Below are 11,856 nucleotides of genomic sequence, written 5' to 3' on the forward strand. Positions count from 1 at the left end.
TATTGCCTCTTTATATGGCCAGCCCTAGAGGTAGCTGGGTCAATCGTCCTAGAAAGGTAATAGGGTCAATACTTTGGCAGACTTCGACATCGCGATCGCAGGCGCGGGCATAGTTGGAACCAGCACGGCGCTATGGGCGCAGATGCGCGGTCACAAGGTGCTCTTGGCCGATCCGAATCCACCGGGGTCGGGGACTAGCTCTGGCAACGCCTGCACCATTGCTACCTATGCGTGCCTGCCGGTCAACGATCCGTCTGTCTTGTTCGGCTTGCCACGACTTCTTTTCAGCAAGGACAGTCCGCTTTCGATTTCCTACAGTCATGCGCTAAAAAACCCACGCTGGATGCTGTCCTTTCTCGCGAACTGCTCTGCGAAACGGTCGCGTGAAATCTCGCGGAACCTTGCGGGCCTGCTGGCGCATGCGGATTCCGGCCTTAATCCCCTAATCGTTGCGGCTGAAGCGGAGGACCTTGTCGTCGAAAATGGCCAGTTATCCGTCTGGTCGAGCAAGGCTGGCGCAAAAGCGGCTGAAGCCGGGCTCAAACAGCGACGGAGCCATGGCGTTCACCTCGTGGAGTTGACGGCCGACGAAGCAACGTCGATGGAGCCAGGCCTCAAACTGCCCATCGAACGTGCAGTGTTCTATCCCGAGGCGCGGCATATTAGAGATCCCGAGCAACTGATCCGGCGCATGCATGCGCGCTTTACCGACCTGGGTGGGCGGACGATCGCTGCAAAAGTCTCGAAGGTCACGGCACGTGCTTCAGGCGTCGAATTGAAGGTTGGCGATAATACGGTGCATGCGGGTCATGTCGTCGTCGCATCTGGCGCATTTTCCAGGCAGATCGCTGGCGCCGAAACCGAAAGGCTGCCGCTTGGAACGGAACGAGGATATCACATCGTCTACGCCAATGACGCCCATCGGATCACTCGACCGGTCGGCTGGTCCGAAGGCGGGTTCTATGCCGTTCCCATGGCAAAGGGTCTGCGTTTGGCCGGCACCGTCGAGATCGACCATCTCAACAAGCCCGTCAATCAGAACCGGATCTCATATCTTGTCCGCAGAGCGACCGAAATGTTCGGCCCATTGCCGGTTCCCGACAGCCACTGGCTGGGATACCGGCCGACGATGCCGGACTCCCTTCCTGTGATCGGGCACACCGCCAAGTCCAAGCGGATCATACATGCCTTTGCCCACCAACATCTTGGGTTGACGCTTGGAGGGATTACAGGGCGCATCGTTACGGACCTTGCCGAGGGCCGCCAGCCCAACATTGACATAGCCGCATTCCGGCCGGATCGCAGCTACACCGTCGCCTGACGTCATGCGCACGCATAGGCTACCGGGATATGTCATATCGGTCCTGGCACGTTCAGAGCAATCCAACTTGGGGCGGGCGCGGCGGTTTCGTAGTTTTGTCGAATGACAAAACGCTCCCCATATCTCTGACTTCTGCTTGTCCGTAAAAATACTCGGGGACGATACTTTATGCTTCATACTCCATCTTTCCAAAAAGACTAAAGTGTTGCGTCGACCGATTGAAACCGCAGCCCAGAGCGGACCCTTGCCTATCTCTGACCTCGCACGCGCGCCATCTTTCGGTGACGTCCAGCGTATCGCGACGCAGGCGGCTGAAGGTTTACATCAACGATGATATATGGGGGCGGGTGATCCTGTCGCGCACCTAGCACACCCGTCCGGCTTTGACCTCAGCCCAAGGTGACAGAGATCAAGGACACGTTGTCAAAACCCACCGTATATTCAGCAAGGGGAGGTGTGGATATGCAATGGCACCGAAGTGAAAATGAGGCCAATATAGCCAGCGCTTCGCTGCGTCGAAGCATCGGCCTAACGGGCCTTGTGCTTTATGGCCTAGGTGTGACCATAGGAGCAGGGATCTACGTGCTCGTAGGCGAGACAGTTCTGCGAGCCGGAGAATTTGCACCTGCCTCGTTTCTGCTCTCCGCGTTCGTGATGGCCTTTACCGCAGGCGCATTCGCGGAACTGGTGGGCCGCGTTCCAAAGGCAGCCGGAGAGGCCAACTACATCGAGGCCGCCTTTAGGCTGGCACCCCTTACGGTGATTATAGGACTTGCCATTCTTATCGAGGCGATGATTGCCGCTGCCGCTATTACCGTTGGGGCCTCAGGCTATGTCGCGCAGGTGATCCCGCTCCCGCAGCCAGCGCTGATTGTTCTGATCATTGTTGTCATGGCCACGGTCGCAGCCTGGGGCATTCGCGAAACCGTCATCATCGCCGGCATCATGACAGTGGCGGAAGTCGCGGGCCTTCTTGTTATTATCGGTGCCGGTATCGGGTCCGATTCCGAGATTCTCGCGTCGCTGCCCCGCGCCTTGGTTCCCCCGTTGTCGGACTGGGTCGCAGTGTCCGGCGTCTTCTCCGCAAGCCTCATCGCCTTTTTCGCCTATATCGGGTTCGACGACGTGGTGAACCTCGTCGAGGAGGCACGAAACCCGCGCCGCATCATGCCCTGGGCGTTGGGGCTGACGCTTTTAATCGTGACGTTGCTCTACGTGCTGGTCTCACACATTTCGGCGACGGCGATCCCGGTTGCGGAATTCAAGACCACGACCGCTCCCATCAGCCTGCTCTTCGAACGCCTGACTGGTTTTTCGCCGCTCACGATCACGCTGGTGGCGATCCTGGCCACAATGAATGGTGTCGGGATTATTCTCGTGATGGCAGCGCGGGTCACCTACGGCATGGCTCGCGAGAGGCGTCTTCCCGCCTGGATAGGCAAGGTCAATCCGCACACGCGCACACCGCTCAGGGCTACGGTCCTCGTTGCCACCATCGTGCTGGGTCTCGCATTGTTTACGCCGCTCGACACGCTGGCGGAGACAACATCGGAGGTGCTGTTGTCTGTCTTTGTCTTCGTGAACGCCGCGTTGGTATGGCTCAAGATTCGGCGCGTTCCCGCGCCTCAGGGCACTTTCACAGTGCCACTCGCCGTCCCGGTTCTCGGTGCTATTTTCTGCTTGTTCCTGCTTATTGCGGGAAAAATTTCAGGTGCGTAAAGCTATAATCGGAGGATAAAAAAAGGGGCAAGGCACGCCGATGTGCTGAAAACTTCAAGGCACCACTGCCCCCGCTGCCGGCACCTTGCCTGATGAAGCGGAAGGTCTGCTCTCTTCTGACACCCCGGCCTTCTAAGGTCCGTTCTGTCCGCAGTGCAGTCATTGATGCATTGCGCGGCGAACGGTTGAGCCCGCCGCCCAGACCTCCCGAATTGCTGTTGAGCAGCGAAGGGCTGCTTTGGCCCAAGAAAACGCTTCATCCTGACTGATACGCGACGCACCATTTGATCCGCCGCGTATGAGAGACGTCATTGGAGAAGCTTTACCATTTCTGCATAACCTCGCGCCTTCGCGTGCTGAAGGGGGGTCACGCCGTCGCGATCACCGATGGTTTTGTCTGCACCGGCCTGGACAAGTATTTCGACCGTCTTGATGTGATCTGACCCGCCGTCACCCAGCACCACAGCCTCGATCAGCGCTGTCCAGCCGAGGTTATTAACGTGATCCAGAGGCGCGCCACCGGTGACGAGGCGGGCAACAACATCATGATGGCCAAGATGTGCCGCAGCAATCAGGGCTGTACCGTCGTAGACGCTGGTGATGAGATCTGTTTTGTTGCCCAATTGGATGGCGAGAGACACCAGCTCAGGGTCATTGGCCACCGCGGCAATGGTCAGGACATCATAGACTCGATTTTCAAGGGCGTTCATGTCCGCGCCGCCCGTTCCAAGCGCGGTAACAGCATCGTCGTGCGAGGCGAAAGCGGCAACATGCGCTGGTGTTCGGCCCGCCCGATCACGGGCATTCAGGTCATGACCTTGTGCGATCAAGCGGTTGATCTCGTCCACCCGTCCTTCGTGGGCGGCAAGATGTAGGCCCGTGTAGGAAGCAATGTCGGATGCCGATGGTGCTGTCTGTGCATGGGCCGCGCTGCCGAATGCCAAAGCGGCAGCGATGATCAAGGAACGAAGCATTGGGTTCACCTTTCAAATGCGGTGACCCGCCCCATTAATGGGCGGGTCCTGCTTGGATTATTCAGCGCCGATGACGTCAAGACCAGCCCGTGCGCAGGTTTCGTCAATCGCGCCCGATGGCGCGCCTTGCAGCGAATGGCTGCTCCGAGCGCCGGGCTCAACCGGTCGACGCAACACATGCATTAAAACGCTCTGCTGGAGTTTCGTATCCCAGCGTCTTTCGAGGTCGTTCGTTGAGCTGTCTTGCGACAGCGCTCAGCTTTGCTTGGCTATGTATCGACAGGTCTGTCCCTTTTGGAAAGTACTGTCGCAATAGGCAGTTGGTATTCTCATTCGTACCGCGTTGCCATGGACTGTGAGGGTCGCACAAAATCACGTCGATATCTGTCGCCAAGGTGAAGGCCTTATGCCCTGCCATCTCCGTGCCACCGTCCCAGGTTAGCCAGCAATATAGCTCCTTTGGCAACTTTCGCGACTGTTTGATCAGAGCCTGAACAACGCTGTGACTGTCTTTGTTGCCAACCTTTGCCAGCATCACGAAACGGGTAGGTTGTTTTTTTGATAAAGATTAGATCTCCTGCGTCATACAATGCGCTGAATTAATACACTTTCTCGGAAACTCAGGTGAGGCCATTCTGAACCCGATATCCCCGCATTTAGGAAACTCCGAAAAAATCGGTCTTCTCGACCTCGTCGATGCGATAGAGGCTAAACGAGGGATGCCCGCGAGGTGTGAAAGCGGGCACTTGCGTCGTCCCGCGAAATCGTTGCCTTCTGACGGTACAATCATTCACCCACCGCGCCGATGATCCAGACTCCGCAACATCCACCTTCTCAAAGAGGCAATCTGAATGACGAGGCCACGACACGCCCTGATACGAGAGACCGACCGTCGACACATACAACGTGGCGGCGGCGCCGTGACCACACAGATGGTGACGCCCGAAAGTGGGGCAACAGCTTTTCTGAACGGCTTCACCAACATCCCGCCCGGCGGAGCCATTCCTCTGCATTATCACAATTGCGAGGAAAGCGTGCTGATCGTCGCGGGCACGGCATTCGTCGAAGCTGGCGACGAAGCTTTCCCGGCAGACGCCGGCGACGTGACGTGGTTGCCGGCGGGTCTCCCACACAGGTTCATCAATCCCTCAAAATCCGATGTCCTTCGAATCTTCTGGACCTATGCCTCGGTCGACGCCACCCGGACGCTTACGGACAGCGGCAAGACAGCACCGATCTTTTCCGAAAACCAAGAGACTAGTTGAACCATGCCTACCGTTCATCACGACGATCTGCGCGCCTTCGCATCCGCCTGCTATCAGGCGATGAAGGTTCCCCGCGATGCGGCAGACCTCGTCGCAGACACTCTGGTTCAGGCCGACCTCTGGGGCCATCAATCCCACGGAGTCATGCGACTTTTCTGGTACGCCGCGCGCCTCGACAGCGGCGCCATGATTCCGGACGCCAAGCCCGAGCCGTCGGCCGGCCTTGGGGCTATCGCCACTATGGACGGTCAGCGCGGGATGGGCCAGGTCGCCGCCAAGGCGGCTATGAACCATGCCATTGAACTCGCAAGAACCCATGGGATCGGGGCGGTTTCTGTCAGAAATTCAGGTCATTTCGGCACAGCGATGTATTTCACTCGCATGGCAGCGGAATGCGGATGCGTCGGGTTTATCTCGACGAATGCAAGCCCGGCCATGGCTCCATGGGGAGCGGTGGAAAAACGTGTAGGCAACAACCCATGGTCTTGGGCCGCTCCTGCCGGATCGCACCCGCCAATGATGCTGGACATCGCAAATACCGCGGTGGCCAGAGGCAAGCTTTACCTCGCACAACAACGGGGCGAACCCATTCCAGACACTTGGGCAATCGACGCAGCGGGCAACGCCACAATCGACCCGGCAGCGGGGATAGAAGGCACGATCTTACCGATGGGAGGCCACAAAGGATACGCCATCTCGGTCGCCATGGACATGTTGTCCGGCGTCCTGAGCGGGAGCCATTTTGGACGTTATGTCACCGGTCCCTATGTCGCCGAAGGCGCCAGTGGTGTCGGACACCTCGTCCTTGCCATCAACATCGCCGCATGTCGTCCACTTCCCGAGTTCGAGGCAGACATGGAAAGGATGATTGCGGACCTCAAGGAAACGCCGAGGCACTCCGATGTGCCGGAAATCTTCTACCCTGGAGAACGTGAGGCCAAGTCGGATCTCCGGCTTCGGAAGGTCGGAATTGACCTTCCTGACGACACCGCGTCTGAGCTTTGCGAGAAGGCGAAGAAACTCGGCGTCACCGCTCCATTCTCGAGTTGAAGCGCCGCAATCCAACGAGAATGGATATTTGTCGACAGGAGACGTAGCTCTTGCGGGCAACGCGTTTTTTTAGTCTTTGAACCCCTTGACCAACACCAGATTTGTCCTGGCCGTGCGATGTCGAACTTTCATAAGTTCGACATATTCGGGATCGGTGTACCAATCCTCAGCGTCTTCAGCAGAAGGAAACTCCAACAAAACCGTTCGCGAGGAAGCCCAAGAGCCTTCGAGAACTTTGGTATCTTGCATTGATGTGGCCAGAAGTTTCCCACCATGACGCTCAAAACTTGGCATGAAGCCATTGAGATACTTCTGGTAGTCATCCCAGTCGAGTACCTCCAGTTGTCCGACTACATAGGCTGGCATGCTCCCTCCGCTTCTGGTTCCTGTCGTCACCTTTCGAAAAGAATAGATATTCGACGGATGGGCAACCGATGTTCGCTTTGGGCTTATTCTGTTGAAAAACTCGAATGCCCGTCCAACGACACCTCAAAACCAGAGCGCTGCTCTCAGTCGCCGCCGAAATGTGCGCTATTTTCAGCCCATTGCGGTATGGGAAGAACGTTGTTTCCCGATTTATCCGAGCTCTGCCCCAGCTTGGAGTTTTTCAACAAAATAGGCTCGAAGCAGCCATTCGCTGCACCCACCACAAAGGTCTGCTGTGCGGAGAGGCTGTGTGAAAACTATCGAGAGCTTTTACAAATGGCAAAAATTGCCAGATCTGGGCGCGCTCTGGTCGAGCGGAACCATCAAATTAGCAACTCCCGAAAACGAGCGGCGCGAAATCATGAAGAATCCCGAGTTTTTACACAGCCTCCGGACGAAGCTGCCATCTATATTGTGTATTTCGAAGGCCGCTTCTTCTGTTTCCTAACGACGCTGAAGTGCTGCCGAAAGAGGGCTTAAAAAATCATGAATTCGTTTGATCTTGTCGAAAATATCAGGACCCGCCGCAGCTGGGTCGTTCAAAAAGGAACCTCCACTCGCCCAAACCGCGCTTACTAGTATTTGTTCATCAATCGCCAGAACAGGCATCGTGCATTGCAAAGCGTCACAGTAGACAACCAAAGCAATATTGCCGGGATAAGGGGATTCCAATTGGCAACTCATCTCCAGTGACTCCTTAAAACTGGCACAAAAGAAGTTCGCTCCACGCGTGAACTCTGTGTCGGATGGCTTCAGCCCCGCACGATGAACGCGGGCGTTCTTTTCAGCCGCCGCTTCGGTATCATCCACGACAGCGACACGCAGTTCTGTCAGGTCTATGTTCGTTTTCTCAGGACTGTAGTGAATACTCGTGACAACAGGGATAGGATTGCCCCGACCATCCACAGAGACCTCTCGAACACCCAGGCATTCCGTGCGATCTCTTAACAAAAGAGGTTGGCCGCTTAAGCTTTCGGCGCGAAAAATAGGCCCTCCGCGGTAGATCACCCCGTCGCGGCCTTCTAGCCCGAAATCAACAAAGCGAAAAAAGTCAGGACAGATTTGTGCGCTTGCTTGGCTCGCACAAAAGATGAGCAAAAATGATGCTATGGCTCTAAGCATTTCCCCCCTCCACTTTTCGACCCGATTAGACTGGGTTCGCCTGCCAGTCGCCATCCGAAAGCTTTCAGCTTCACCTGAAAGTGATGGTGTCTGTCGCTTTCCTTTTAAGCCGCTGAGACAAAAGTAGACGGTCATGCAAAGCGCGCCATTCCATACTTTGAGCTCTTAGCTGCCGTTCGCCAGTAATGACGTTCTATTATTAGGAACAAATATCGGATTGATTTAGGCTAACCGCAACTAGGAGAGCCCAACCAATGCATCCATTTGTGACCCAAGAGCATGTAGATACCTTTCAACGCGAAGGCGTCGTTTTAATCAAAGGACTGTTCCAGGATTACGTCGACATGATCCGAGCTGGGATCGAGCGGAACATGGTAGAGCCTGGCCCTTACGCGGCCGAGAACCTGATGGAGGGTGAAGGCGGGCGGTTTTTTGATGATTACTGTAACTGGACCCGTATTTCTGAATTCGAGAATGTCATCCGCAATTCACCAGCAGCCGAAGTCGCAGCCGATCTGATGAAGTCAAACAGAGTGCAGGTTTTTCACGACCATGTTCTTGTCAAAGAACCGGGTACATCCAAACAGACGCCCTGGCATCAAGACAGTCCCTACTACTTTGTTGATGGGGTCCAGACCGTGAGTTTTTGGTCTCCTATGGATGTTGTCACCGATGCCAGCCTCCGATGTGTGGCGGGCAGCCATTCTTGGAAAAAGGCGGTGCTGCCAACAAGGTGGCTGACCGAAACAAGCTTTTTTCCCAACGATGATGACTACATGCCAGTGCCGGACCCAGATCTAGAAGGCATGGACATCAGGGAATGGGAGATGGCGCCTGGCGACGCTGTTGCGTTCAATTACGGAACCCTGCATGGCGCACGCGGAAATATCTCGGATCAGCGCCGCCGCGCATTCTCGCTGCGCCTCGTCGGTGATGATGCTCGTTATGTTGAACGTCCAGGCCCAACTTCGCCCCCCTTTCCCGGTCACGAGATGATGCCGGGTCAGATCCTAAGAGAAGACTGGTTTCCGGTCATCTACCAACGCTGAAATCGGCAGAAACTGTATCTGAAGCTGACCACTCGGAAACTGAATTGGTTTGCGAGCCTGGTATTGCTTCTTTCCGACGAAGACAGGTCGGAAACGGATAAGTTACTGGTCGCGCCGTCTTGTCTGTTGGTAGGCAAAATAAACAAAGAAAGGGGTCCTGTGTTCGTCAAATGAGCGCACAAGGGTGAGGGGAGGAGCCTGTTTACCAGGGCTTTTGGGGACATTTCTTGTATCAAGTTGTCCAATGTACAGAACTCAAATGCCATTCGTGCTTTGCAAGACTGCAACTGAACTCCGGAGGCTTGATTGATGCCACAAACACACCCCGATGCAACCAAGAATTGGGTTCTTCAAAGTGCGCTTGAGTTCGCGCTTGAACGTGAGCCTGACGCAATACCGCAGCAAACTTTGAACGCGAGTGCGATGATGCTTCTTGATACGCTTGGTGTGTGCATTGCAGCCCAACCAATGGAAGCGGGAACGATTGCACGCACTGCGGCGCTTCGGCTTTACGGGACCTCGCAGCCGGACGATCAAGCCCCGATGATGTTTGATGGGCGGATTGCGTCCCGAGCCGGGGCGGCCTTTGCCACCGCAACGCAGATCGACAATCTAGATGCGCATGACGGGTACAATCCGACCAAGGGACATATTGGTGTCGCAGCGGTGCCGACGCTGGTTGCGATGGCTCATGGGCAGGATGATCTGTCTGGTCGCGATGCCCTTGCGGCGTTGGTTGTGGGCTATGAAATCGCGGGGCGTGCAGGCATTGCGCTGCATGAAAGCGTGTCGGATTATCACACATCTGGCGCTTGGAATGGCCTTGGTGTTGCTGCGATTGCTGCGCGCCTGAATGGGATGAGCGCGGATCAGTTGCGCCACGCATGGGGTATCGCCGAATATCATGGGCCGCGCAGTCAGATGATGCGCGAGATCGCCAATCCGACCATGCTGCATGACGGGTCGGGCATGGGAACTTTGGTTGGTATTTCAGCGGCGGTAATGGCGCAGATGGGCTTTACCGGCGCGCCAGCTTTGACAGTTGAATCGGACGAATGCTCACGCCATTGGGCAGATCTAGGCCAGTTTTGGCAAATGGAGCATCAATATGTGAAGCCTTATCCGATTTGCCGCTGGGCCCATGCCGCCATCGATGCGGTGCGCGAATTGAGGATCGAAAAAGGGTTTGCGCCTGATCAGATTACAGCAATTGAGGTGCATAGTTTTCACAACGCTGCCCGGCTTTTCCCAACTGTGCCTGATACGACATCGCAAGCGCAGTATTCCATGGCGTTTGCCGTGGCTATTATGGCGGCTTATGGCGAGATCACGCTTGATCATATATCTGGTACGGGTCTTAGGGATACGTTGGTCGCAGGCCTCGTGAACAAGACACGCACTGTCGAAACAGAGCAGCATGAGGCGCGTTTTCCCGGCGGGCGTTGGGCGGATGTTGTGGTGACTTTGACAGATGGGACACGGCTAGAGAGCGGCGATACCCATGCCCGCGGCGGGCCTGAGCGACCGATGAGACTTGATGAGGTTTGCACCAAGTTTATGGCATTGGCCACGCCTGTCATCGGCGATTTGCGTGCAGAGCTGATCCGAGACGCGGCACTATCTTTGACCGAAGTAGATGTGCCCTTCACCGCATTGACACAACATTTGATCGAGGCGCCGTGATGGGCGTCGGGTTTGCCGGAGCCTGATTTGTCTTAGTTGCGCGGCCATTTCTGATCTTTCCAGAGCCGCTTAGAAGTTTGCCTCGGCTTCGGCTGGCGGGATGTTTTCGATGGGTTCTCGCCGAGGCGGATCAAACCAATATCCATGGTACTTTGGGAACCGAACCATCGTTGAGACAGATCAATAGCCCATCCGAAAATGCTCCTATACTTATTCCAAACGAGAAGTGAGCGGCAGGAATGATGACGGCCTCAGATGACCCATGGCTGCGTGCTGATGCAGAGTTCCCCTCTGGTGGAACGCTGGAGGAACAAATCCAGTATCTTATCGGGTATGCGACGCTCGCTCCGTCGGCGCACAATACGCAGCCTTGGTTGTTCGGTACCGGGCCGAATTGGGTCGATGTTCTCGCCGATCGGGCGCGGGCGCTGCCGGTTGTTGATCCTCATAACAGAGAACTGACGATCAGTTGCGGAGCAGCCATTGGGATCTTTGAGGTAGCTGCGCGGCGTTTCTCCTTGCAGGCTACGATCGCATTGCTGCCCGACCCCGAGTACCTTGACCATTTTGCACAGATCACAGTTGCCGCGAGCAAGCCTCCGGATGAAGGCGAAGTTGTCTTGTTCGATGCAATTAAGAACAGGCGTACTGATCGGAGCGCTTATTTAATGGAGGGGTTTCCCGACGATCTGGCACCCGCATGCTGCGCTGCCGTCGAAACCGCTGGAGCCAGCCTTCGGTTTTTTGAGGATAGTCCCGCAATCAAAACGATTGCTGGATTGGTCGCTGAAGCCGATCGCCTTCAGTTTGAGGATCCAAACTTTCGCCGAGAACTTGCATCCTGGGTACATTCAACGCGACTCATAAGTCGCGATGGCATGTCTGGCGCAGGGTTCGGCATGCCGGATATCCTCACTCCCGCCGCCCGTTTTGTGATCCGTACTTTTGACCTTGGCAACAACGTCGCTGCCGCTGACGAAAAGAAGATACTGGCGGGCTCACCGGCTCTGGCGCTGCTTACGAGCAAGTCCGACGGCGTCGTGGATTGGCTCAACACAGGCCGCGCCCTCGCGAAGATGCTGCTTTTATTGACCTCCAGAGGGTATACGGCTTCTTATCTGAACCAGCCCATTGAAGTTGGTGCGCTGCGTCCTGCGCTACGTGAAGCAGCGGGGGTGACCGCGCTGCCTCAAATCCTCTTGCGCATTGGGCGTTCAGAAAAAATGCCAGCGCCATCCCTGCGCAGA

At 56.0% G+C, this 11,856-nt stretch carries 10 protein-coding genes and 1 pseudogene; 7 read left to right on the top strand and 4 right to left on the bottom strand.

Annotation, left to right across the window (positions count from 1 at the left end; genetic code table 11):
- The first annotated feature begins 73 nt into the window (after nucleotides 1–73).
- Nucleotides 74–1,321, top strand: a complete 1,248-nt coding sequence (locus AC221Y_RS04175; protein ID WP_299753949.1) for an NAD(P)/FAD-dependent oxidoreductase — start codon at nucleotides 74–76, stop codon at nucleotides 1,319–1,321.
- Nucleotides 1,322–1,783: 462 nt separating this feature from the next.
- Complete coding sequence (locus AC221Y_RS04180; RefSeq protein ID WP_299753950.1) at nucleotides 1,784–3,040, top strand: APC family permease; 1,257 nt, start codon at nucleotides 1,784–1,786, stop codon at nucleotides 3,038–3,040.
- Between the two features lie 308 nt (nucleotides 3,041–3,348).
- Here the strand turns inward: AC221Y_RS04180 and AC221Y_RS04185 are convergent, their stop codons facing one another.
- On the bottom strand, nucleotides 3,349–4,014 hold the full coding sequence (locus AC221Y_RS04185) for an ankyrin repeat domain-containing protein (protein ID WP_486706831.1): 666 nt from the start codon (nucleotides 4,012–4,014) through the stop codon (nucleotides 3,349–3,351).
- A gap of 157 nt (nucleotides 4,015–4,171) precedes the next feature.
- A pseudogene (locus AC221Y_RS04190) lies at nucleotides 4,172–4,561 on the bottom strand (IS30 family transposase); the annotation flags it as partial.
- Nucleotides 4,562–4,865: 304 nt separating this feature from the next.
- On the opposite strand from AC221Y_RS04190, the gene AC221Y_RS04195 reads away from it, so the two are divergent.
- A complete protein-coding gene (locus AC221Y_RS04195) occupies nucleotides 4,866–5,279 on the top strand; it encodes a cupin domain-containing protein (protein WP_299753952.1) in 414 nt (137 codons plus the stop codon).
- A 3-nt stretch (nucleotides 5,280–5,282) separates the two neighbouring features.
- The gene (locus tag AC221Y_RS04200) at nucleotides 5,283–6,329 is read left to right on the top strand and encodes an Ldh family oxidoreductase (protein WP_299753953.1); all 1,047 of its coding nucleotides are present in this window, start codon (nucleotides 5,283–5,285) and stop codon (nucleotides 6,327–6,329) included.
- A 69-nt stretch (nucleotides 6,330–6,398) separates the two neighbouring features.
- Here the strand turns inward: AC221Y_RS04200 and AC221Y_RS04205 are convergent, their stop codons facing one another.
- Complete coding sequence (locus AC221Y_RS04205) at nucleotides 6,399–6,695, bottom strand: DUF1330 domain-containing protein (protein ID WP_299753954.1); 297 nt, start codon at nucleotides 6,693–6,695, stop codon at nucleotides 6,399–6,401.
- 504 nt (nucleotides 6,696–7,199) lie between these two features.
- Nucleotides 7,200–8,012, bottom strand: a complete 813-nt coding sequence (locus tag AC221Y_RS04210; RefSeq protein ID WP_486706832.1) for a hypothetical protein — start codon at nucleotides 8,010–8,012, stop codon at nucleotides 7,200–7,202.
- A 119-nt stretch (nucleotides 8,013–8,131) separates the two neighbouring features.
- Here AC221Y_RS04210 and AC221Y_RS04215 point away from each other — a divergent pair, with 119 nt between their 5' ends.
- The 3 genes from AC221Y_RS04215 to AC221Y_RS04225 form a co-directional block, all read left to right on the top strand.
- Nucleotides 8,132–8,926 (top strand): phytanoyl-CoA dioxygenase family protein, encoded by a 795-nt coding sequence (locus AC221Y_RS04215; protein WP_299753956.1) that lies wholly within the window; start codon nucleotides 8,132–8,134, stop codon nucleotides 8,924–8,926.
- Nucleotides 8,927–9,235: 309 nt separating this feature from the next.
- Complete coding sequence (locus AC221Y_RS04220; RefSeq protein WP_299753957.1) at nucleotides 9,236–10,609, top strand: MmgE/PrpD family protein; 1,374 nt, start codon at nucleotides 9,236–9,238, stop codon at nucleotides 10,607–10,609.
- 239 nt (nucleotides 10,610–10,848) lie between these two features.
- On the top strand, nucleotides 10,849–11,856 hold a 1,008-nt coding region (locus AC221Y_RS04225), incomplete at its 3' end, for an Acg family FMN-binding oxidoreductase (RefSeq protein WP_486706833.1).

Source organism: Boseongicola sp. (assembly GCF_057460485.1).

Excerpts from the sequence above, each read along its gene's own strand:
- AC221Y_RS04180 (WP_299753950.1), top strand. The coding sequence starts at position 1,784 with ATGCAATGGCACCGAAGTGAAAATGAGGCCAATATAGCCAGCGCTTCG.
- AC221Y_RS04185 (WP_486706831.1), bottom strand. The coding sequence starts at position 4,014 with ATGCTTCGTTCCTTGATCATCGCTGCCGCTTTGGCATTCGGCAGCGCG.
- AC221Y_RS04195 (WP_299753952.1), top strand. The coding sequence starts at position 4,866 with ATGACGAGGCCACGACACGCCCTGATACGAGAGACCGACCGTCGACAC.
- AC221Y_RS04200 (WP_299753953.1), top strand. The coding sequence starts at position 5,283 with ATGCCTACCGTTCATCACGACGATCTGCGCGCCTTCGCATCCGCCTGC.
- AC221Y_RS04205 (WP_299753954.1), bottom strand. The coding sequence starts at position 6,695 with ATGCCAGCCTATGTAGTCGGACAACTGGAGGTACTCGACTGGGATGAC.
- AC221Y_RS04210 (WP_486706832.1), bottom strand. The coding sequence starts at position 8,012 with ATGACCGTCTACTTTTGTCTCAGCGGCTTAAAAGGAAAGCGACAGACA.
- AC221Y_RS04215 (WP_299753956.1), top strand. The coding sequence starts at position 8,132 with ATGCATCCATTTGTGACCCAAGAGCATGTAGATACCTTTCAACGCGAA.
- AC221Y_RS04220 (WP_299753957.1), top strand. The coding sequence starts at position 9,236 with ATGCCACAAACACACCCCGATGCAACCAAGAATTGGGTTCTTCAAAGT.